This window comes from Jatrophihabitans lederbergiae, from assembly GCF_031845305.1.
Classification (GTDB): Bacteria; Actinomycetota; Actinomycetes; order Mycobacteriales; family Jatrophihabitantaceae; genus Jatrophihabitans_A; species Jatrophihabitans_A lederbergiae.
In genome coordinates this window covers 32,017-52,390 of sequence record NZ_JAVREH010000006.1, presented here as the reverse complement: position 1 = coordinate 52,390, position 20,374 = coordinate 32,017, and the positions used below count along the sequence as shown (strand labels likewise).

General features: G+C 70.6%; 20 protein-coding genes. 6 read left to right on the top strand and 14 right to left on the bottom strand.

Annotation, left to right across the window (positions count from 1 at the left end; translation table 11 throughout):
* Positions 1 to 4 precede the first annotated feature (4 nt).
* Positions 5 to 928 (top strand): aminoglycoside 6-adenylyltransferase, encoded by a 924-nt coding sequence (locus RM423_RS06710; RefSeq protein WP_311422239.1) that lies wholly within the window; start codon positions 5 to 7, stop codon positions 926 to 928.
* Here the strand turns inward: RM423_RS06710 and RM423_RS06705 are convergent.
* The 9 genes from RM423_RS06705 to RM423_RS06665 all read right to left on the bottom strand — a co-directional run bounded on the left by RM423_RS06705 (position 868) and on the right by RM423_RS06665 (position 11,146).
* Positions 868 to 1,677, bottom strand: coding sequence for a nucleotidyltransferase domain-containing protein (locus RM423_RS06705; RefSeq protein WP_311422238.1), 810 nt, complete (start codon positions 1,675 to 1,677; stop codon positions 868 to 870). The genes RM423_RS06710 and RM423_RS06705 overlap by 61 nt on opposite strands.
* Entirely contained in the window at positions 1,674 to 2,879 is a 1,206-nt protein-coding gene (locus RM423_RS06700; RefSeq protein WP_311422237.1) for a cytochrome P450, read from the bottom strand. Before RM423_RS06700 ends, RM423_RS06705 begins: the two co-directional genes overlap by 4 nt.
* A complete protein-coding gene (locus tag RM423_RS06695; RefSeq protein WP_311422236.1) occupies positions 2,876 to 4,105 on the bottom strand; it encodes a nucleotide disphospho-sugar-binding domain-containing protein in 1,230 nt (409 codons plus the stop codon). The genes RM423_RS06700 and RM423_RS06695 overlap by 4 nt, the downstream gene beginning before the upstream one ends.
* Entirely contained in the window at positions 4,102 to 5,163 is a 1,062-nt protein-coding gene (locus tag RM423_RS06690; protein WP_311422235.1) for a histidinol-phosphate transaminase, read from the bottom strand. The genes RM423_RS06695 and RM423_RS06690 overlap by 4 nt, the downstream gene beginning before the upstream one ends.
* Positions 5,160 to 6,890, bottom strand: coding sequence for a prenyltransferase/squalene oxidase repeat-containing protein (locus RM423_RS06685; protein ID WP_311422234.1), 1,731 nt, complete (start codon positions 6,888 to 6,890; stop codon positions 5,160 to 5,162). The genes RM423_RS06690 and RM423_RS06685 overlap by 4 nt, the downstream gene beginning before the upstream one ends.
* Positions 6,883 to 7,920, bottom strand: a complete 1,038-nt coding sequence (locus tag RM423_RS06680) for a UbiA family prenyltransferase (protein ID WP_311422233.1) — start codon at positions 7,918 to 7,920, stop codon at positions 6,883 to 6,885. The genes RM423_RS06685 and RM423_RS06680 overlap by 8 nt, the downstream gene beginning before the upstream one ends.
* A 2-nt stretch (positions 7,921 to 7,922) precedes the next feature.
* Positions 7,923 to 8,939, bottom strand: a complete 1,017-nt coding sequence (locus RM423_RS06675; protein WP_311422232.1) for a polyprenyl synthetase family protein — start codon at positions 8,937 to 8,939, stop codon at positions 7,923 to 7,925.
* Positions 8,936 to 9,697 carry a glycosyltransferase gene (locus tag RM423_RS06670; protein ID WP_311422231.1) on the bottom strand — a complete coding sequence of 254 codons (762 nt, stop codon included), beginning with the start codon at positions 9,695 to 9,697 and terminating at the stop codon, positions 8,936 to 8,938. Before RM423_RS06670 ends, RM423_RS06675 begins: the two co-directional genes overlap by 4 nt.
* Before the next feature lie 375 nt (positions 9,698 to 10,072).
* Positions 10,073 to 11,146: a methyltransferase gene (locus RM423_RS06665; protein WP_311422230.1), complete on the bottom strand. Its 1,074-nt coding sequence runs from the start codon at positions 11,144 to 11,146 to the stop codon at positions 10,073 to 10,075.
* Positions 11,147 to 11,272: 126 nt separating this feature from the next.
* Between RM423_RS06665 and RM423_RS06660 the strand changes: the two genes are divergently transcribed.
* Entirely contained in the window at positions 11,273 to 12,142 is an 870-nt protein-coding gene (locus RM423_RS06660; RefSeq protein WP_311422229.1) for a TauD/TfdA dioxygenase family protein, read from the top strand.
* Positions 12,143 to 12,178: 36 nt separating this feature from the next.
* Here RM423_RS06660 and RM423_RS06655 read toward each other — a convergent pair whose 3' ends face one another.
* Complete coding sequence (locus tag RM423_RS06655) at positions 12,179 to 13,402, bottom strand: cytochrome P450 (protein WP_311422228.1); 1,224 nt, start codon at positions 13,400 to 13,402, stop codon at positions 12,179 to 12,181.
* A 152-nt stretch (positions 13,403 to 13,554) separates the two neighbouring features.
* On the opposite strand from RM423_RS06655, the gene idi reads away from it, so the two are divergent.
* Positions 13,555 to 14,094: an isopentenyl-diphosphate Delta-isomerase gene (gene idi / locus RM423_RS06650; RefSeq protein ID WP_311422227.1), complete on the top strand. Its 540-nt coding sequence runs from the start codon at positions 13,555 to 13,557 to the stop codon at positions 14,092 to 14,094.
* Positions 14,095 to 14,098: 4 nt separating this feature from the next.
* Positions 14,099 to 15,127, top strand: coding sequence for a zinc-dependent alcohol dehydrogenase family protein (locus tag RM423_RS06645; RefSeq protein ID WP_311422226.1), 1,029 nt, complete (start codon positions 14,099 to 14,101; stop codon positions 15,125 to 15,127).
* Between the two features lie 37 nt (positions 15,128 to 15,164).
* On the opposite strand, the gene RM423_RS06640 is transcribed toward RM423_RS06645, so the two are convergent.
* The 3 genes from RM423_RS06640 to RM423_RS06630 form a co-directional block, all read right to left on the bottom strand.
* A complete protein-coding gene (locus RM423_RS06640; protein WP_311422225.1) occupies positions 15,165 to 15,812 on the bottom strand; it encodes a VOC family protein in 648 nt (215 codons plus the stop codon).
* A 108-nt stretch (positions 15,813 to 15,920) separates the two neighbouring features.
* Positions 15,921 to 16,712 (bottom strand): YaaA family protein, encoded by a 792-nt coding sequence (locus RM423_RS06635; protein WP_311422224.1) that lies wholly within the window; start codon positions 16,710 to 16,712, stop codon positions 15,921 to 15,923.
* Positions 16,713 to 16,756: 44 nt separating this feature from the next.
* Complete coding sequence (locus RM423_RS06630) at positions 16,757 to 17,455, bottom strand: NUDIX hydrolase (RefSeq protein WP_311422223.1); 699 nt, start codon at positions 17,453 to 17,455, stop codon at positions 16,757 to 16,759.
* Between the two features lie 253 nt (positions 17,456 to 17,708).
* Between RM423_RS06630 and RM423_RS06625 the strand changes: the two genes are divergently transcribed.
* On the top strand, positions 17,709 to 18,314 hold the full coding sequence (locus tag RM423_RS06625; RefSeq protein WP_311422222.1) for a hypothetical protein: 606 nt from the start codon (positions 17,709 to 17,711) through the stop codon (positions 18,312 to 18,314).
* A 97-nt stretch (positions 18,315 to 18,411) separates the two neighbouring features.
* Positions 18,412 to 19,611 (top strand): DUF4192 domain-containing protein, encoded by a 1,200-nt coding sequence (locus tag RM423_RS06620; protein WP_311422221.1) that lies wholly within the window; start codon positions 18,412 to 18,414, stop codon positions 19,609 to 19,611.
* 8 nt (positions 19,612 to 19,619) lie between these two features.
* On the opposite strand, the gene RM423_RS06615 is transcribed toward RM423_RS06620, so the two are convergent.
* Positions 19,620 to 20,285: a metal-dependent transcriptional regulator gene (locus tag RM423_RS06615; RefSeq protein WP_396327629.1), complete on the bottom strand. Its 666-nt coding sequence runs from the start codon at positions 20,283 to 20,285 to the stop codon at positions 19,620 to 19,622.
* Positions 20,286 to 20,374 lie beyond the last annotated feature (89 nt).

Below are 20,374 nucleotides of genomic sequence, written 5' to 3'. Positions count from 1 at the left end.
ATCGATGAGCCATCCGGACATGCTGGAGCGCATCGTGGACTGGGCCCGGGCAAGGCCCGAGGTGCGCGCACTGGTGCTGACCGGGTCCAAGGCGCAGCCGGGCGCCAGCATCGACTCGCTGTCTGACATCGACATCGAAGTAGTGGTCGCCGATGTTCAGGAGTTCATGGCCGGCGGGCAGTGGTGGAACGAGCTGGGCGAGGTGTGGACGACCCAGGTGGTTCCGGCGCTGGCGGCCGCTGCCACCCAGACCTATCCGATGGTGGGCGTCATCTATGCCGGTGCCACGACCGTGGATTTCACCGTGATCGACGCCCAGCGGTTGTCCGACATGGCTGAAGGCGGCGAGCTCGACCGGGTCTACGCGCCCGGCTACCGGGTGTTGTTGGATCCTGACGGCCTCACCGACGCGCTCCCGAAGCCGTCGGGCGGGGGCGTGGAGCCCGCCGTGCTGACCCCGGACGGATTCCGCGCGGTGGCTGATGCGTTCTGGTTCGAGGCGTTGCGGGTGCCGAAGTACCTGATCCGCGGCGAGCTGTGGGAGGCCAAGTCCCGCGAGTGGACGATGAAGCAGCACCTGTTGGTGATGGTCGAATGGCACGCGGTGGTGACAGCCGGCTACCCGTTCGACGGTTATCACAAGGGCCGGCATCTGAGCCGTTGGGTCGACGCGCGTACCTGGCAGCAGGCGCACGAGGTGTTCGGCCGATTCGAGGCCGCGGACGCGTGGCGAGCCCTCGAGGCCAGCGTCAGGCTGTTCGACCGGCTGGCCTGCGAGGCCGCCCGCGAGTGGGGACTGCAATATCCGACCGCGGCGGACGAGGCCATCGCCGCTCACCTGCGCACGCTGGCGGACGAGCACTCGGCTCAGACGTCACCGAGAATCATGCCCAACTCGCTGGTCAAAAGCTTTCCAACCGCCCGGTAGAGCGGCTCGGGAAAATCCGCTCCGCACAGCTGCCGGGCCAGCGGCACGAACAATCGCAGGCACTCCACCTGGTAATCCCTCGCTGAAACAAGGGTGTTCTCGACGGCGGGCAGGGCCAGCAGCGCGTCGCGGCGGTCCGCGGACAGCGCCCGGTACTGGTGCCCGGCCCCACCGGGATCTGCCAGCCGCAGGTCGGTGAGCATCAACTCGATCAGCATCAGCCGGGTCAATTGTGCTGCTGATACGGCGTAGAGCGGATCGCCGCGATGCAGCACCGCGGGCAGATTGCCCAATCTTCGTAGGAATTCTACGGTCAGAGCGCGTGCCTTCGCGACGTCCAGCGGTGCCGGGGTGGCGCGCGGCTGCAGTCGCTGTGCCAGGCCGGCCCGGTCGAACAGCAGCCGGACGGTGTCCGCGCCCCGGCGCGGCACCCCGTCGGGGAAGCTGACCCACAGGTCGTAGTGCGTCCAGTCCGCCAGGATGCAGCGGATGGCGGGCTGGCCGCGGATCGGCTCCGTCAGCACCACCTCGCCCAGCTCGCCGGCCAGGGTCGGCCAGTCGGCGAGCAGGCCGTCGACGTCCTCGGTCACCACCCACACGTCCAGGTCGCTGTACTCGTCGGCGTCGCCCCGGCCGTGGCTGCCATACAGCCAGGCGGCAAGCACCCGGGGTTCGGCTCGCAGCAGCTCGACGATGCGGAGCAGCAGCGCGGAAACGACCGCACTGCGATCAGGAGCTGGGGTGGTCATCGCAGGCGCGCTTCTCCGCTCCAGGTCAGTGGCAGTTCCTCCAGGCGGCGCACCACCAGCCCCTGGGTGAAGCGCAGGTCCGACTCGGGGACCGCCAGCCGCAGGTCGGGCAGCCGTCCGAGCAGGCCGCGCAGCGCCTCTTGCAGCTCCATCCGCGCCAGCTGCGCACCCAGGCAGTGGTGCACGCCGGCTCCGAAGCCCAGATGCGGATTGGCCGGCCGCCGCAAGTTCAGCGTGTCGGGCTCCTCAAACACGGCCGGGTCGCGGTTCGCCGCCATGAACGCCGGCAGGACGGTCGCCCCGGCAGGCACCAGCACGCCGCTCAGTTCGATCGCCTCGGTCGCGATTCGGGGGAGCATCACGCCGGTCTCGCCGAGCTGGATGAACCGGGTCAGCTCCTCGACGGCCTGCGGAATGCGGCTCTGGTCGGCCAGCAGCCGGGCCAGCTGCTCCGGATACCGCAGGAGGGTGAGCACGAACAGGTTGATCTGGTTGGTCGTCGTCTCGTGTCCGCCGATCATCACCCCGATGCTGACCATCAGCAGCTCGCGCTCGGTCAACCGGTCGTGATCGTCATGGGCTGAGATCAAGGCGCTGATCAGGTCGTCACCGGGCTCGGAACGCCGGGATTCGATCAGCTCGGAGAAGCCTTGGACGGCCGCCTCGGTGCCCTCCGGATCCTGCTGCCAGTCACCCATCATGGTGTCCGACCATTCCTTGCACTTGTGGCGGTCGGCCTCCGGAATCCCGAACAGCTCGCTGATCACCTGTACGGGCAAGGGTGTTGAGAAGTGTTCAACCAGATCCACCGGCCGGGGGAGCGCCGTCATCGTGTCGATCAGCTCCGCCACCAGGCTTGCCACCCGCGGCCGCAGTTCCTCGATCCTGCGCGGGGTGAAGGCGTGGGCCACGATCCGCCGGAGCCGGGTGTGCTCGGGCGGATCCATCCCGATCAGCGACTGGGTCTCGAGGTCACCCAGCTCCTTCGCCGGGGCGCCGGGGCCGGCCGTCGCCGCGCGGCTGAAGCGCTGGTCGACCAGGATCTGGCGGACGTCCTCATAGCGCGACACCAACCATGCCTCGGTGCCGTCGGCCATCCGGACCTGCACCACCGGCTGGTTCTGCTGGTATTCCAGCAACTCCGGCAGCGGATGGTAGATCGTGGGCGGTGACGGCAGCGGATAGCTGATCTCAACGGTCATGAACGCGCTCCTGACATCGATTCCGAACGTGCTGTGTTTGCAAGCTCTTCCAGCACCGGAACCACTTCGGCCGGTGCTGGAAGCAGCTGATGGGAGGCTTGCAGCTCGGCCGCGCGGCTGCGTTGCAGGCCGTCGCCGAGCAGTTGTGCCAGCAGCCGGCGCACCACGGCGCTGTAGGTATCACTGTCGGCATCGGCTTCGGGAATGCTGAGCCCCGCCCCGGTGGCGACCAGCCGCTCGGCGTTGAAGTGCTGGTCACTGACCTGGGGCAGCACCAGTTGCGGCACTCCCGCCGCCAACGCCGTCATCAGCGTGCCGGCCCCGCCCTGGGAGATGATCGCCCGGCAACTGGGCAGCAGCAGCTGCAGCGCCAGCGGCTGCTCCGGAAACACAACCGTGGCAGGGAGCGTGCCGAGCCGCTCGCGCTGTGCCGGGTCCAGCGCCAGCACCAGCTCGACATCCAGGCTCGCCACCGCGGCGATCACGGCGGCCAGGTCCACGCCGGCAGCCGGGCCGCTGTCGAGCCCGAGGGAAGCCATCATCGTGCCCCAGGTAAGGCAGACCCGGGGGCGGACGGGCTCGTTCCAGAGCCAGCGGGGCAGGACGGCGGCGCCGTTGTAGGGCACGAACCGGACCGGCTTGCTGGGGCCGGCGAGCGGCACCTGCATCCCGGGCGGGCAGGGGTCCAGCGTCAGGTCACCGGCCAGTCGCACGTCGGCCACCGGAACCGAGTGGCGCCCGGCCAGCGGGCCCAGCACCGATTCCCGGTCCAGGTCGAGCTGGGTGGTCTCGTCCGGGCCCCACAACTGGCGGACCGCGGGTACACCGAGCGCAGCCGCGGCGATCGGTACCGCCAGGTTCTGCGGCTCGAACACCATCAGGTCCGGTGCGAACTGCCGGCCGAAGGCGACCAGCTCGTCCAGCATGGCGTCGGCGTAGCGCACCACGCCGCCGTCCGCGGTCACGGCCGGCGCTATCCCGGCTGGTTGTGAGGCTGCCCGTTCGGCTCTGGTCGCCACCCGGCCGACCCGGTTTCCGAAGACCTCAGCGAAGTCCAGCGCGGGACCGACCGGCACCCCCGGCAGGCCGGCTCCGGTGATGGCCTCCATCATGCCCGGCTGGCTGGCGACCCGGACATCGTGACCGGCGCTGCGCAGCGCCCAGGCCAGCGGAACCAGCGGGTAGAAGTGCGAGCGCCAGCCCCAGGTGCTGACCAGCACTCTCACCCGGCGCTCGCCACTGCCAGCAGGCGTTCATTGGCTTCGGCGGAGCCGATCGTGATCCGGACCCCCAGACCCGGATAGGGCCGCACCAGGATGCCAGCCGCGCGGCAGCGAGCAGCGAGGTTCTCCGCCTCGGCACCGATGGGTGCCCACAGGAAGTTCGTCTGCGAGGGCGCCACCGGCAGCCCCAGCGCACGCAGGCTCTCGGCCAGCCTCGTCCGGGCCTCGGCGTTGGCGGCGCACCGGGTGAGCAGCTCCTGGTCGACCTCCGGACGTAGCGACGCGGTCGCTGCCACCTGGCCGAGACCGCCCGGATAGAACACCAGCCCGGTCATCCGGGCCCGCTGCGCCACCGCGGCCGGGGCGAGGGCATAACCCACCCGCAGGGTCGCGAGACCGTAAGCCTTGGAGAACGTCCGCAGCACGCAGACGTTGTCGCGGCCCTGTCGCAGCGCCAGACCGTCTGCGGCCTCCGGATCGGTGACGTATTCGCGGTACGCCTCGTCGATGATCACCAGCACCTCGGACGGAATGCGGTCCAGAAAGGCGGCAAGCTGCTCGGTGCGCAGAACATCCCCGGTCGGGTTGTTGGGATTGCACACCAGAACGCAGCGGGTGTCCTCGGTGACGGCCGCGGCCATCGCATCCAGGTCGTGGGCGTAGCCGGTCAGCGGCACCGGTACCGGCTGGCTGCCGGTGTTGAACACCATCAGCGGATAGGCCTCGAAGGACAGCTCGGGATAGACCACCTGGCGGCGCTGCGGGCCGAGGGACTGGATCAGGTTCTGGCAGAGACCGGCCGAGCCCGGTCCGACGAGAATCTCTTCCGCCGGCGCGTCCAACCGCTGCGCGAGCGCGGTGACGAGCCCGGCCGCGGTGTGCGGGGGATAGCGGTGCAGCTGTGCCACCGCCTTCTCGACCACGGCCTGGACGCTGGGCAGCGGGGCGTAGGGCGACTCGTTCATCGACAGGTCGATCAGCTCTGCCGGTTCGGCCAGCGGGGCCAGTTCGGCCAGGTCTGCTGAGTCGGCCAGGTCGAAGGTGTCGGACGGGTTGCTCATCGGGCGGCCTCCGCCGGGTCGGTAGTGGACGAGGTTTCCCGGCTGCGCTCGGCGTACAGACCGAGCGCCCGCAGCGCCAGCCCGCGCGCGATGGCGCCGTTGGGATAGTTCATGTGGTGCCGGATGTAGACGCAGACCCTGCTTGGCTGCCAGCTTCCGTCGGGCAACTGAGCCTCGATCAGCCACGTGATGCCGCGGCGGACCGGCTCGGACTCGACCGGGACGCCCGCCTCGATCAAGGCGTGCAGCGCCCAGGCCGTCTCTTCCACCGACGCCTCGACTGGGCCGATGTTCGCGGCGCGGGCGTCGGCTTGCTGAGGCCCTGGTCCCCAGCCGCCGTCGGCCAGCTGGCTGTCCAAGAGCCACTGCCGCGCGCGCTGGGCTACCGGATGGCCGGGATACCCGGCCCGGGCGAGGGCCGCCAGCGCCACCGCGGTGCCGGTGGTGAAATCGCGGTACCAGAGGTTCTCGAACGTCCCGTCCGGGCGCTGCTGGGTGAGCAGCCAGCTCGCCGCTGTCTGCACCGCTGCGTCGGAGCTGGGCCGCCCGGCATCGAGCAGCGCGGTGATGCCCTGGCTGGTGATGCCGGGACACGGACCGTCGTTGGCCAGTTTGGTGTCGCGCACCCACAGGCTCCACGAGCCCCGGCTGTCCTGGCGTCCGGTCAGCCAGTCCAGGCCGGTGCTCAGCGACTCGTTCCGCTCTGAGCCGGGCAGGCCGGCGAGGGCGGACAGGATCTCGGCGGACTCCAGGGTGACCGGCCAGCCGCGGGCGCCGGAGAAGCTCCAACCGCCGGGCGGGCAGTCCAGCACGGTGAAGGCCTCGGACTGCTGGCAGCGGTGGAACAGCTCCCGGGTCCGTTGCAGGCGGAGGTCCCCGGCATAGCCAGCGGCGATCAGGCCGGTGGCCGCGAACGAGGACCGGGTGAGGTCGAGGTTGCTGACGGCGTCCCAGGACCCGTCCGGACGCACCGATCGGCGCAGGTAACCGGCGCTGGCCGCCACCAGCTCCGGGGCGAGGGCGGCCCGGGCCAGGCTCAGGCATACCAGCGCAGCCGGCCATGGATCCTCGCTGAAGTTCCCGGTGCGGCCCTCGTGCTCGTAGATGTCGGTGAGCAGCCGCAACGCCTTGCCGCGGGCCAGCCGCGAGGTGACCCGCCGGAGCCCGGTCGCCGGGTCGGTGACCGACTGGGCGAGCGCCATCGCGGCGAACGGAGCCGTCCGGAACGAGATGTTCTGCCGCCGCACCTTGTCCAGCAGCACCACCTCGAGCGGCAGCCGGCGCAGATCGCCCGGTTGCAGAAATCCTGCCAGCATCAGGAAGAGCTTGCACAGCAGCTGCACCGCGGGGTCGGTGACCGACTCCACCCCGCCGAAGTCCGCCAGCCTGCCGCGGCCGGCCGCAACCGCCGAGACGCTGTCCGCCGCGGCGGTGATCTGCAGCGCAGACAGCGCCACCGAGGTTGCCACCGGCTCGCTGCCGGCTCCGACCACGCCGCCCCAGCCGCCGTCGGGTAACTGCGCCTCGCGCAGCCATGCCGCGCCGGCCGAGATCAGGCTCGCCGAGCCGGCGGGGTCCGCGGCGTGCAGCGCGGTGATCGCACCCGCGGTGCCGAGGATCGAGCTGGGCGGGGAGTCGCCGAACGCGCCGTCATCGTGCTGCCGGGCGAACAGCTCCTCGGCTCCGCGCCGGACGGCGTCGGCGACCTGGTCGGACAGCTCAGGCATACGTGGTTCCTTTGGGTCGGGGGGCGGTGGCTGAAGCGGTGCCGAGCTCGTACCAGGTGCGCAACCGGCGCTGGGTCCACCAGGTCAGCAGCAGCGCCGGGATCAGCAGGGCGAGGGCGGGTACGGCGCCGAGCCGAAGTCCGATGACGGCGGCGGCCAGGGCGAGGCGTTCCAGCACGAGCACCTCGTGGGCGTGCAGCGCGATCCGCACCGGAAGCAGCCGCCGTTGGGTGACCAGGGGCACCAGGGCCATCAGCCCGACTCCGGCCACGCCGGCCAGGCACAGCAGGTACCAGAGCCGGGTGGTGCCATGGCCTACCGTGGCCCCGATCGCGGCTGCCGCGATGGCGCCGGCGTACAGGCCTGCGGCCGTCCACACCCCAACCACGCTGCCGTGGCTGACCGGCAACGTCCGGTACCCGCCGGCCCGGTCGCCGTCGATGTCGCGCAGCGTGCCCACCAGGTTCGAGGCGGTGTCGTGCAGCAGGAACGCGACCAGGAAGGGCACCAGCGTCCAGCCCAGCGGCGCGACGATCACGGCGCCGTAGAGCAGGGCCAGCGCTCCGAGGGCGCCGCGGACCAGGTTGCCGGCGATGCCCAGGGCCTTCAGCCGCAGGCCGTAGGACAGCACCGCGGCGACCGACAGCACCGCGACCAGACTGGTCCGCCAGCCGGTGAGCACCGCCAGGACGGCGACCGCGAGCATCAACAGCACGCCGCAGCTCAGCGCCATCGACGCGGGCAGCCGGCCGGAGGGGATGGGGCGATGCGGCTTGGCGATGCCGTCGAGGTGGCGGTCGAAGTAGTCGCTGAGGTAGTGCCCACCCAGCCAGCCCAGCGTGGGCGTGGACCAGGCCGCCAGCAGCCGCCAGCCGCTGTGCGAGCCGTCGCTGAGGGCCGCGCCCGCCAGGCCCAGGAAGCCGACGTACCAGAGCGTGTACGGGCGCCAGGTCTGGACGTGCGCCATCACCGTGGCGGCGGCTGAACTGGCGGACCTGGCGGAACAGTCAGACCTGGCGGAATCAGTCACGGTCACGGCTCCGTGGTGACGGCCCAGCGGACGATCTCGGTGAGAACGTCGACACTGCCGGACGGCTCCAGGCCGGCGAGCCCCTGGATGGCGCGCTGCCCGTAGGCTCCGGCGGTCTCATGGCAGCGGGCCACCGCACCGGTGTCGATCAGCGCCCGGCGGAACTCCTCGAACTCCGGTGCGTTGGCCGACCGGCGGGCCAGTGCCGAGCTGAGCGCCTGCCTTCGCGCGACATCGGCGGCCTCGTAGGCCATCAGCACCGGCAGCGTCGGACGGCCGTTGACCAGGTCGCTGGTGGTGGGCTTGTCGACGGTGCCGGCGGGGTCGGCGAACACGATCAGGTCGTCGCGGATCTGGAACGCGACGCCGAGGTCCTCGCCGTAGCCGGCCAGGGCCGCGGCCTGGGTTTCCTCGGCTCCGCCCAGCAGCGCGCCGATGTGGCAGACCGCGCGGAACAGCGCACCGGTCTTCAGCCGCGCCATCTCCAGGTATTTGCCGACACCGGCGGTCAGGTCGTCGACGAGTTCGGCCTCGAGTATCTGGCCGCGGCAGAGATCCGAGCCTGCCTCGGCCAGCACGGCGATGGACTCGGCGACGGCTCGGGAACCGCTTGCCCGGCTCGCGGTGATGGCGGCGAACGCCGAGAAGATCAGGTAGTCACCGGTGACGATGGCCTCGGACATCCCGTAGGCCACATGCACGGTCGGACGGCCGCGGCGGACGGTGTCCCCGTCGATGATGTCGTCGTGGGTGAGGGTCGCGACGTGCAGGTACTCCATGGCCAGGGCGGCCGGTACGACATCCTCGGGGTTTCCGCCGACCGCCTCCGCGACCGTCAGCGCCATCACCGGACGCAGGAACTTGCCGGCCGGCACCATGGCGTAACGAGCGATGGCGTCGAGGGAGTCCGCAGTCTCGGGCCAGCGCGCGGAGAGCTCGTGGTGCAGCAGCTCGCCGCTGCGGCTGCGACTCAGCTCGTTGAGCAGCCCGGGTGGTACCGGTCCGGTGAGTGTGGTCATGACGCTTGGCCTCCTCCGGAGCAGGCACACAGGGCGGTTGTTGCCGCGACCGGTTGCAGCGACTCCAGGTCGGTGACGAGGTGGTCGAAGCCGGGCTGCCCCAACAGCAGTCGCTGCAGTTGCCGGACCCGTCGACGCGGTCCGGGTGTGGTCAGCGTCCGGATGCAGGCGGCGCTGAGATCCTCGGCAGTCAACCGGTCGAGGTCCAGGCGTTCACCGAGGCCGAGGGCGACGATCCGTTCGGCGTTGAGCGGCTGGTCGGCGAAGGACGGCAGTGCCACCATCGGCACCCCGGCGGCGATGGCCTCGGCGAAGGCGTTGAAGCCGGCGTGGGTGACGAACAGGTCGCAGGCGCCGAGCAGTGAGCGTTGCGGGGTGAACTCCGTGACGTGGACGTTGGCCGGTAGCGGGCCGAGTTCGCCGGCCAGGTCCGCACGACCACCGAGGGTCAGCACCGCCTCGCAGTCGAGGGCGGCAAGACCCTCGACGAGGGTCGGCAGCACCCGCGCCATCCCGGGAAGGGTCAGCGCGAGTGAGCCCAGGCTGGCCAGCACCAGCGGCCGGTCCGCGGGCAGGGCCGCGATGTCGGCGTCCAGTGCCGGCTCGCGAACCGGGCCGGGAGTGCGGTAGTACCGGCTGGTCGCCGAGGCCAGTTCCGGCGGATAGCACTGCTCGGGCAGCACACCCGCCCGTAGGTACCGATGTGGATCGCTCACCTCGGGGTTCAGGCCCAGCGCCGCCCGCTGCGCCGCCAGCACGTCGGTGATGTCGGCCAGTTCGGCTCCGGCGGCCGGGTTGTAGTCCAGTGTCGCGTGCGGGATTGCCCACCACTCGGCGGCAAGGTAACCGCCCCATTCGGTCGGCTCGCGTACCAGGACGTCGGGCTGCCAGTCGGAGGCGATCAGATCGCGCGCGAAATCCTGGGCGAGCAGGCCCGCGTGCGCCCGGCTGATCGGTGCGCAGCTCCCGCTGCCCCGTCACCGACGGCAGCGGCAGGTGCGCCACGCCGTGTCCGGCCAGTTCCGAACCCATCGATGCCGCCGTGGCGACGGCAACCTCGTGCCCCATCGCCTGGGCGGTCCGGGCAAGCGGGATCAGGCCGGGAACGAGGTGGGACGTGATGGGGTGGCTGGTCAGGAGGAGCCGCATGCGCATTCCAGCAGCACCAGCCCGTCGGCGCCCCGCAGGGTGCGGGTGACCGCGAGACCAGCGGTTGCCGCCAATGCCTCGAAGTCGGCCAGCGTCCGTTCACGCCCGCCCACGGTCACCAGCATCTGCAGGTCGAAGGCGGTCGCATAGGGAACCTGCGGGTCGGTGGGCAGCACCTCGACGATCAGGATCCTGCCCTCGGCACCCGCCGCGTCGCCGCACCGGCGAAGGATGGTGCTCGCGGCCTGGTCGGGCCAGTCACTCAGCGCCCGCGACACCACATAGACGTCAGAACCAGCCGGTAGCTGCTCGAAGAAGTTGCCGGCGACAATCTCGGCCCGGTCCTGTACCCCGCGCTCGGCGAAGGTGCGCCGGGCCACGCCTGGCGCGTTGGGCAGGTCCACCAGCACACCACGCAGGTGCGGATGGCGGAGGAGAACCTCTGCCAGCAGACCGCCACTGCCGCCGCCGATGTCGACTACGGCGCTGACCTGCTGCCAGTCATAGAGGTCGGCCACCTGCGGCGCGGTGCGCAATTGCTGGCTGAGCATCAGGTCATCGAAGTAACGCCTGGAATCAGCGTCGGCGTCGAGTTCCTGCCACAGGCTGGCGCCGTACACCGTGGCGTACGCGGCCTCACCGGTGCGGATGGAGTGCAGCAGCCCGGTGTAGGCAAGGTCCATCCGGCCGCCGAGGCCTTCCAGGTCCAGCCAGTTGCGCTGGCCGTCGTCGCCGCGGGCAATGAGCAGCCGGCCGGTGTCGGTCAGGTCGAAGAAGCCTTCTTTGTCCTCGGTGAACACATCGCGGTGCGTCAGGTAGCGCAGCAGCCGGCCAAGGGCACCGGCGTCGGCACCGACCGCGATGGCCAGCGCGTCCAGGTCCTGCACGCCGGCGGCCAGTTGCTCGGCCACGCCGAGCGTCGCGGCGACCCGGACGGCGAAGGGAGTGGCCAGGTCGGTGAGGGCACCGAGGTGCTCGACCGGGTTCTGCCAGGCGCCTGCTTGCTCCGAGCCCACCGGCACATCTCCCTCGTCGACGTCTGAATGAACGTTGCGCATTCTGACAGATGGTGCGGGTGTGCAGACACTAAGTCAAGGGGCCGGAAACCGTGTCTTTCGCGAGATAATGGCGTGCAATGATGCGGGGCGTCAGCTCTGGAAGAAGGCCCGTGATCGGAGTAGTCGATGTCCGTTTCTCCCACGTCACAGCTCGTGGTCAAGCCAGTGGCCGGAGCGCTGGGTGCCGAGCTCCACGGCATCGATCTGGAGCACCTGACCGACGAGGTCTTCGCCGAGATCCACCAGGCCCTGCTCGACTACCTGGTCGTGTTCATCGTCGGGCAGCAGGGGCTCAGCCCGCAGGCGCACATCGCCTTCGGCCGGCGATTCGGCGAGGTGGAGCTGCACCCTTACCTGCCACGGCTGGACGGCCATCCCGAGATCGTGCTGATCGACTCCGAGCGCGGCGGCAAGGTGGATGTCTGGCACACCGACATGACCTTTCACCAGAGCCCTCCACAGGCCTCCATCCTTCGCATGATCACCTGCCCGAGCCGTGGCGGTGACACCATGTGGACGAACCAGTACCTCGCCTACGAGCAGCTGTCGGCGCCGCTTCGCGACATGCTGGACGGGTTGACGGCCGTGCACCGGATCCGGATCGGCGACGAGTTCACCAGCCGCGCCGAGCACCCGGTGGTCCGGGTCCATCCCGAAACCGGACGTCGATCGCTCTACGTCAACCGGCTCTTCACCTCGCACATCCCACAGCTCACCCGCAACGAGAGCGACACGCTGCTGCAGCACCTGTTCGAGTTCTCGGTTGCGCCGCAGTTCAGCTGCCGGTTCTCCTGGCGCCCCGGCGACGTGGCCGTGTGGGACAACCGCGTGACCCAGCACTACGCGCTCAACGACTACGCCGAGCCGCGACTCGGGCAGCGGGTGACCGTGTTGGGCGACCATCCCGAGGGAGATCCGGCTCGGTGGCCCGACTACCGGGCTGCCCCGGGGGAGCGGTACTGGCCGGCCACCGTCAATGCCGTCGAGAACTACTGACGCGCAGTTCCTGGCTCGCGGTCACCAGGTGGCGGGTCACCAGGTGACCGGGAACTCGGCAAGGCCACAGTTGATCCGCTCGTCCCGCCAGGGCAACTCGTCCAGCGGGACGGCCGGCGCGAGGTTCGGCAGGCGGCGCAGCAGGGTGCCGATCGCAATCTCGACCTGCAACCGGCCCAACGCCGCACCGAGGCAGAAGTGCGGGCCCAGGCCGAAGGTCAGGTGCGGGTTCTGGAGGCGGTCGAGGTTGAATTCCGCAGGCTCGGGAAACGGCGCCGGATGCCGGTTCGCGGCCCACGGCACCGCCATCACGCCATCACCGGCACGCATCGCGACGCCGCCCAGTTCCAGCTCCTCGGTGACCGTCTGCACCAGGAACATCGGGCTGACCGAGGTGTAGCGCAGGATCTCTTCCACCGCCGCGGGTAGCAGAACCGGGTCCGCGTGCAGCCGGGCCAGCGCCTCAGGATTCTGGAACAGCGCGCGAATTCCGGCGCTGGTGGAGCTGATCTCGCGACCGCCGATCAGCACGGCGATCGCCAGTCCGACGATCTCGGTGTCGGTGAGCTCGTCCGAACCGGTCTGCGCGGCGATCCAGGACGACAGCAGGTCCTCACCGGGGTTGACCCGCTTCTCGGCCAACCGCTCGGTCAGGTACTCCCGCAGCTCGGCGTCGGCCCGGGCCGTGTCGGCCATGCCGTGCGCGGTCAGGGCCAGCAGCGCGTTGCCCCAGGCCGCGAACTTGTCCCGGTCGGCAACCGGCACGCCGAGCACCTCGCAGACCACCATCGCCGGTAGCGGCACCACCAGTCCGGACACCAGATCCGCGGGCTGGCCGGTGGCCACCATGTCGTCGATCAACCGATCGGTGATCGCCTGGACCCGGGGCCGGTAGGCCTCGATCCGGCGGGCGGTGAAGGCCCGGGCGGCGAGGCGGCGCAGGTCGGTGTGCGGCTTGCCGTCCATGCTGAGATCACGCGCGCGGACCGGGCAACCCGCCGCCGGGTCGGTTCGGGCGGCGATCGGCTCGCCGGCCTGCTCGCACGAGCCGGCTTCGGGCCGGCCGTGCCGGGTGAAGCGTGGATCGGCAAGCACGGTAGCGGCCTCGTCGTAGCCCACGACCAGCCAGACCACCCTGCCGTCGGGCAGCCGCACCCGGCTGACCGGCTGTGTCCGGACCATGTCGAGCAGCTCGTCGGGCAGGTCGCCCCGGAACGGCTCGAACGGATAGTTTCGGATCTTCTCCTCGGCGATGGTCATCGCGTACCTCACTCTGCCGTTCGATCGTGATACCCGATCACAATAGGGTGTTGAGGGCATTCGACGGCTATCACTACCTTTATGGCTGCCGGCGGATTCTTCCGGCAGCCGCGAACCGGATGCCCTGACGCGCGAGAACCGAAGGAGCCGAGATGACCGAGCTGATCGTGCTGGTGGACGAGAAGGGAACTCCGGTCGGCACCGCGCCGAAAGGGACGGTCCACCATGACAGCACGCCGCTGCACCTGGCATTCTCGGCGTATGTCTTCGACTCCAACGGCCGGTTCCTGTTGACCCGGCGCGCCCTGTCCAAGGTGACCTGGCCCGGTACCTGGACGAACAGTTGCTGTGGCCATCCGCTGCCGGCCGAGTCCTTTCGCGACGCGCTGCGCCGCAGGCTGGACTTCGAACTCGGTCTCACCGCCGACGAGATCATCGACCTGCTGCCCGACTTCCGCTACCGCGCGGAGCTCGACGGCATCGTCGAGAACGAGATCTGCCCGGTGTTCGGGGTTCGGGTGAGTGGCGAGCCTGCTGCCGAACCCACCGAGGTGGCGGACTACCTGTGGACCGACTTCGCCGCCGTACTGGCAGGTGAGACGCCGGCTCCGCTGTCGCCGTGGTGTCTGTTGCAGCTACAGGCGCTCGCCGGTCATCCCGACATCGCGCGCCTGCGCCAACCGGTCGGCTGAGCCGATGCGCGCTGTGCTGATAACGCAATTCGGCGTCGTACCGACGATCGCCGAGGTGGCCCCACCATCGGCTGCCGCGGGCGGTGTGGTCCTGCGGGTTGAGGCGAGCGGGCTGTGCCGCAGCGACTGGCATGCCTGGCAGGGTCACGACTCCGACGTCTCGCTGCCGCACGTACCCGGTCACGAGCTGGCGGGCGTCATCGCCGAAGTGGGTTCCGGCGTGCACGGCTGGCGGGTGGGGGAGCGGGTGGTCGTGCCGTTCATCTGCGCCTGCGGGCGGTGCGAGCAGTGCCGCGCCGGCCAGCACCAGGTCTGCACCGAGCAGCAGCAGCCCGGCTTCAACTACTGGGGCTCCTTCGCCGAGTACGTCGCCGTCCCGAACGCCGAGGTGAACCTGGTCCGGTTGCCCGACGAACTCGACTTCGACACCGCCGCGGGCCTGGGCTGCCGGTTCGCCACCGCGCACCGGGCGGTGACGGCGGTGGCCGACGTGCGTCCCGGCGAGTGGGTCACCGTCTTCGGCTGCGGCGGGGTCGGCCTGTCGGCCACCATGATCGCCGCCGCGACCGGCGCTCGGGTCATCGCGGTGGATGTCAACCCCGCGGCCCTCGAACTCGCCGCCGAGCACGGTGCCAGCCATACGCTGCTCGCGGGCGACACGGTGGTGGAGCGGATCCGCGAGCTGACCGGCGGCGGAACCCAGGTGAGCATCGATGCCATCGGATCGCAGTCGGTGGTCCAGTCGGCGTTGCTGGCGTTGCGACCGCGCGGCCGGCATGTGCAGCTCGGCCTGCTGGTGGAACCGCTCACGCTGGACCTGTCCGTGCTGGCGTTCCGGGAGCTTGCCTGGCTCGGCAGTCACGGCATGGCGGCGCACAGCTATCCGGCGATGCTGGAGCTGGTCCGCTCCGGAGCCGTGCGACCCGACCGGCTCGTCACCACCAGGATCGGTCTCGGGAGCGCTCCGGCCGCGTTGGCCGCGATGAGCACCGGCAGCCCGACCGGCATCACGGTCATCCACCCGGGCGGATAGATCGGTTCCGGCACCGTCGGTGGCGCCCGGCGGAAAGTCAGTCGATGACGACGACGCCGCGCGCGGTGGTGAAGTGTGCCGCGACAATCCCGGGCTCGCCGTCATGGTCCTCGAGCGGAAGCCATTTGACGTTCAGGTCGTGCAACTCCTTGGTCGCGGCCTCGCCCAGGTAACCGGCCACGGTGTCGCGGTCACCGGCGATGTCGAGTCGTTCGAGGTTCACCGTGCCGCCCCGCGCGGCCGGGTGCTGTTCCTTGTCGGACTCCCAGTGGATGAACCACGGCAGCTCCGGGTCGTTGGCGGTGTCCATGATGCCGATCTGCTTCCAGCGCAGGTCATAGCCGTCCGGTCGCCGGCGATGTCCCGGGGCCGCGCCGCGGCCGAGTCGCTGCTCCACCGTGGGAAGGTCGGCCACCCCGACGACCCAGCCGAGCCAGCCACCGCCGGCTTGCGAACGGGCCTTGACCGCGCGCCCGAAGGGGGCGGCGTCGACGGCCGGGTGGTCCAGCGCCTCGACGACCTCGAGGTACACGCCGCCGGACAGCGGCAGGACGAAGTTGCGCGTTCCGAAGCGGGGGTGCAGGCCACCGTCGCTGAAACCGGCGCCGAGCTGAGAACCGAGCCGCTGTACACACGAGGCAAGGCCTTCTGATCCCGCTGCGTAGGAGAGATGGTCCAATCGCATGGGTCGATACTGGCTCAGGGGTAAACCGGTCCGCCCACCGGGGTGCGACCGATGCCGGGTGGTGGCCGGTTCGTGACTCGATCGTTACAGGCCAGCCTCAGGCGCCGATCAGGCGATCAAATCCAGGGTGGTTCCCGCCCCCATCGTGCGTGGAATCACGTCCTTGCCGCCGACCGATGCCCAGGCTGCTGCGACATCGGCCGGGTCCTCGACGCGGCCACCGGCGGCCCGTCGCTCCAACAGGGCAGCGGCCAGCTTGCCCTTGGCGAGCTTGGAGTTGTACGAGATGACGCCCAGCGTGCCGTCCGGCTTGGTGGACAGCACCCGGACGCTGACCGTGCGGGTGGCGGGCTCCGGGCTCCGTCCGGGCTGCCACATGGCCGCGTAGTCGCTGGAGCGCAGATCGACCACCAACCCCCGCCGCCGCTTGCCCAGTAGCGGCGGGATCAAGTCGGGAAGGTGCCGGCGCCAGAAGGTGGCCAGTACGCCGATGCCAGGCAGGCTTGCCTTCGCCGGCACCCGGTAGGCCGGGATCGGATCGTTGCCGCGGAGCACGCCGAACAGGCCGGAGAAGATGAGGACCTCGCGACCGGCGGTGGCACGCGCCGCCTCGCTGAGCCCGCTCAGCGCCAGCCCGTGGTAGACCACGCCGCTGTAGCGCTCGATTGCGGGCATGGTCGCGCTGCGCAGGATGCTGCGATTGGCGGCGAGGGCGTGGCCGGCGGACGAGAGCGGCAGCAGCAGTGCTGCCGGGGCGCCGTCCGTGTCGAGCAGGTCGGCCAGCCGGGCGTAGACGAGGTCGCGGACGTCGTCGAGCGGGGTCCGCCGGCTGCGGCCGGCCAGCGCACGCCCGCGGCCGCCGGGATTCTTGGCCTCACTGGGCGGCAGCAGGATTCGCACCGGACAACGCTAGCCGGTGCGCGCGCCGTGATGGGCGGCGGGCATCACACGAGCCGGCTCAGCTCCTCGCGTCCGCGCACCAGCAGGACCTGACCGCGGGACGTGTGGGCGTCGGCGACCGCGGCGGCATCCTCGGCATCACCGACGCGGACGATCCTGGGCAGCAGCCGGCTCAGCCCGCCACCGCGCACGCCGTCGGGAAGCCGCTGGGCCGAGACACCGGACCGGGGCAGCTGACTCAGCAGCGGATCGGACCCGGCCACGCTCGTCACGATCAGGTACAGCGGTGGCGGGACGTCCTTCAGGTGCGTCCAGGTCGCGGCGAAGCCCCGGTGCAGCGGAAGCCGGTCCACCGTCGCGACGGGGTGCCAGCGCATCGACAGGCTTTCGGTGTTGGCGGCGACCGGCGTCAGCGTCCTGGTCGGCCGGGCGACGACCGTCGTGTAGGACCAGCCGACGTGATCATCGATGTAGAGGCCGAGTGGATCGACATCGGAGGGATCGAGGTCAGCCTCTTCCTTGGCCTCCCGAAGCGCGGCGGTCACGGCGTCCTCGTCCCTGTCGCGGGCCCCGCCGGGAACGCCCCAGCTGTCGCCTTCATGCGTCCATGGCGCGCGGTGCTGCAGCACGACCTCGGTCACTCCGGCGGCGGTCCGGCCGGTGACGAGCAGGCCGGCCGCTCCGAACAGGCCCCAGTGGCGATGTCCCGCGCCGCAGGTCGTCCAGCCGTCGCCCGAACTCATCTGCCTGCCCATCATCGAGCTGCCCATCGGTAGAGCTGCCCATCATCGAGCGCAGAGGTCCGCTCAGCGCAGAATAAAGTGACGCCGACCCGCCAGGTCGCCTCACGGCAAACGGCCGCTCGTGGCGGCAAATGTGGGACCGGGGGCCATGGATCGGGCCGACGCCGATACCTAGTTTACCGACAACTGAGCGCTCTTTCGACCCCTGCGCGGCGCTGGGGACGCTGTCGCCGGTTCCCTTTACCCTGGACCCGTGTCCGAATTCGATCGTCCGCACCGTCCGATCAGGCGACCCGATCTGGCTGCCCTCGCCGGAGCCGCCGCCGAGGTCGAGCCGTTCGCGCGCGCGGAGCTCGCGGCGGCGACCGCGGCTGCCGTGATCACGCACGGCCGCTCCGGGCAGGGCGACTCGTTGGTGGACCTGGCCGACCGGGTGGGCCTGGACACCCTCGCCGAGTTATGGCGCCAGGAACAGCCGTCCAGTCTTCCCGGCGCGCTGTGGGCGCTGTACCTGCTGCGCCGCTGGTGTCAGAGCAACGGTGATGAGGTAACCCGGCTGTGGCGAGCCGGCCGGCACTACGCGCCGGTGGACGAGGTGGTGGCCGGCGTTTCGGAGGCGGCCGATCCGGCGGCGATCGAGGCACTGGCGGACGCGGTGCTGCACGGTGCCTATGTGGGCGACTTCGCGGTCGCGCTGGAGCGCGCGGCAGCCTTCTTCCGGGTGATCGCCACCGGACGGCGCGAGACCGCTGAGCCGGGCCGGGACGGGGATCGCGAGCGCAGCCTGGCCGAGCGCAACGAGGAGACGGCCGACGGGCTCACCATGACCGCCCAGACCTGGCGGCAGAACCCACTCTGAGGGCGGCCTGTTCCTGCGGCTGTGGACGACGCCCTTGCTGTCCACAAGTTGGTTCACATGGAGCCACCGGGGGAGTAGCGCGCAGAGGCTGGTCCGCATGACCTTCTGTGACGTACCGCAAATCCGGATCAGCGATCCTGGAGACCTGATCGAGACCGTTCCGTACCTGATCGGCTTTCATCCGGTCGAGAGCCTCGTCCTGATCGGCTTCACCGATCCCGAAGGCGCCGGCCGGCCGCAGCGCGTGCAGGTGACCATGCGCGTCGACCTGCCCCAGTCGCCGGTTGATGCCGAGGTGTTCGAGCCGCTGGTGGAGTCGCTCAGGCACGCCGATGCGACCTCGGCGGCCGTCGTGGTGTTCACCCACTGCACCGGCGATCCTCGTGACAGCGGCGAGCTGCAGGCCCTGGCCGCCGCCGTGTCCACCGTGCTGCGCGCCGCCGCCATCATGGTGCTCGACGTGCTGGTCGCCTCGGACGAGCACTGGTGGTCGCTGTGCTGTGACAAGCCGAGCTGCTGCCCGCCGGAGGGAACCCGGCGCGCGCTCGGCTGCTCCCCGTCCGCGGCGCAGGCCACCTTCGCCGGCCTGGTGGCGCTGCCCGATCGGGCAGCGGTCTCGGCGACGCTGGCCGGCCTGAGCCCGGACGAACGGGCCGCCGTGGAACCGGACCTTGCCGAAGCCGAGCACCGGGTCGCGCGGGCGGCGTTGGCGCACGGGCTGGGCCGGCTGCGGAAGTCCGACACCGCCGCGTTCCGCACGGCGGCCGAGCGCGCACGTCAGCGCGCGTGGACCGATGAACCAGCGCCGGACGAACCAGCGCCGGACGAACCAGCGCCGGACGAACCAGCGCCGGACCGATCAGCCGCGGAAGGAATGGCGCCGGGCGCATCCTCGGCGGTGGCTCCCTCAGCAGCCACTCCTGGGCGGCGGCGTACCACCGTCCGGCCGCTGTCGCACAAGCAGCTCGCCCGTTTCGGCGTGGCGCTGAGCGACCTGGGGGTGCGGGACGCCATGTGGCTGGCGATCGATGACCAGTCCCTCGACGCCACCGAGCTGCTGCACGAGCTGCACATCCGGCTGCCTGCGCCCTACGACGCCGCGCCGCTGTTCCTCTACGGCTGGGCCCAGTGGCGCGCCGGCAACGGGACGCTGGCCGTGATGGCCGCCGAGCGGGCGCTCGAGTCAGACCCGAACTACTCCGCCGCGCTGTTGCTGGTCACCGCCGTGCAGCGGGGCATGGATCCGCGGAGCACCCCGGCGCTGCGCGACCCCGACCTGCTGGGTGCACAGCAATGACCTCGCGATCAGACAGGAATCGACACGAAGATGTGTTCGGCCACCTCGTCGAGCACGAGCGTCGACTCCGGACCGCCGGACACCGACAGCCCGGTGGGCCCCCGGGTCACCGCCACCGACAGGCCCGGGGTGAGTCCCGCCGCCGACAGCCGTCGCATCAGGGCGGCATCGGGCTGCAGCAGCTCGCTGATCCGCTCCACCCGGACCGTGGTGACGGCGACGGTGGCGCTGGCCGCCAGCGTCGGCAGCAGCTCCGCGGCCGAGTCGTCGTTCCCGACCGACACGCCAAGGTCCGCCAGGCCAGGAATGGGGTTTCCGTGCGGGCAGACGAGCGGCCCGTCCAGCATCGCCACGATCCGGCGCTCCACGTCGTCACTCATGACGTGTTCCCAGCGGCAGGCCTCGATGTGCAACTGGTCCCACTCAAGGCCGATCACGTCGTGCAGCAGCCGCTCGGCGATCCGGTGCTTGCGCATCACGGACACGGCCAGCTGCCTGCCGTGCGGGGTCAGCTGCAGGTGTCGGTCGGTCTCGACGTGCACCAGCCCGTCCCGCTCCATCCGCGCCACGGTCTGGCTCACGGTGGGACCGGACTGGCTCAGTCGCTCGGCGATCCGGGCTCGCAGCGGAGTGACCCCCTCTTCTTCGAGCTCGTAGATGGTGCGCAGGTACATCTCTGTCGTGTCGATCAAGTCGCTATGGTGGTGGTTCACGTGCCGACCTCTCCACTGCCGCCGGTGCGCGTCGCGCTCGTGCCGGATGG

What these genes read in the sequence shown, in the direction of transcription:
- RM423_RS06710 (WP_311422239.1), top strand. Translation starts at nt 5, where the DNA reads ATGAGCCATCCGGACATGCTGGAGCGCATCGTGGACTGGGCCCGGGCA.
- RM423_RS06705 (WP_311422238.1), bottom strand. Translation starts at nt 1,677, where the DNA reads ATGACCACCCCAGCTCCTGATCGCAGTGCGGTCGTTTCCGCGCTGCTG.
- RM423_RS06700 (WP_311422237.1), bottom strand. Translation starts at nt 2,879, where the DNA reads ATGACCGTTGAGATCAGCTATCCGCTGCCGTCACCGCCCACGATCTAC.
- RM423_RS06690 (WP_311422235.1), bottom strand. Translation starts at nt 5,163, where the DNA reads ATGAGCAACCCGTCCGACACCTTCGACCTGGCCGACTCAGCAGACCTG.
- RM423_RS06685 (WP_311422234.1), bottom strand. Translation starts at nt 6,890, where the DNA reads ATGCCTGAGCTGTCCGACCAGGTCGCCGACGCCGTCCGGCGCGGAGCC.
- RM423_RS06675 (WP_311422232.1), bottom strand. Translation starts at nt 8,939, where the DNA reads ATGACCACACTCACCGGACCGGTACCACCCGGGCTGCTCAACGAGCTG.
- RM423_RS06665 (WP_311422230.1), bottom strand. Translation starts at nt 11,146, where the DNA reads ATGCGCAACGTTCATTCAGACGTCGACGAGGGAGATGTGCCGGTGGGC.
- RM423_RS06660 (WP_311422229.1), top strand. Translation starts at nt 11,273, where the DNA reads ATGTCCGTTTCTCCCACGTCACAGCTCGTGGTCAAGCCAGTGGCCGGA.
- RM423_RS06655 (WP_311422228.1), bottom strand. Translation starts at nt 13,402, where the DNA reads ATGACCATCGCCGAGGAGAAGATCCGAAACTATCCGTTCGAGCCGTTC.
- idi (WP_311422227.1), top strand. Translation starts at nt 13,555, where the DNA reads ATGACCGAGCTGATCGTGCTGGTGGACGAGAAGGGAACTCCGGTCGGC.
- RM423_RS06645 (WP_311422226.1), top strand. Translation starts at nt 14,099, where the DNA reads ATGCGCGCTGTGCTGATAACGCAATTCGGCGTCGTACCGACGATCGCC.
- RM423_RS06640 (WP_311422225.1), bottom strand. Translation starts at nt 15,812, where the DNA reads ATGCGATTGGACCATCTCTCCTACGCAGCGGGATCAGAAGGCCTTGCC.
- RM423_RS06630 (WP_311422223.1), bottom strand. Translation starts at nt 17,455, where the DNA reads ATGAGTTCGGGCGACGGCTGGACGACCTGCGGCGCGGGACATCGCCAC.
- RM423_RS06620 (WP_311422221.1), top strand. Translation starts at nt 18,412, where the DNA reads ATGACCTTCTGTGACGTACCGCAAATCCGGATCAGCGATCCTGGAGAC.
- RM423_RS06615 (WP_396327629.1), bottom strand. Translation starts at nt 20,285, where the DNA reads ATGTACCTGCGCACCATCTACGAGCTCGAAGAAGAGGGGGTCACTCCG.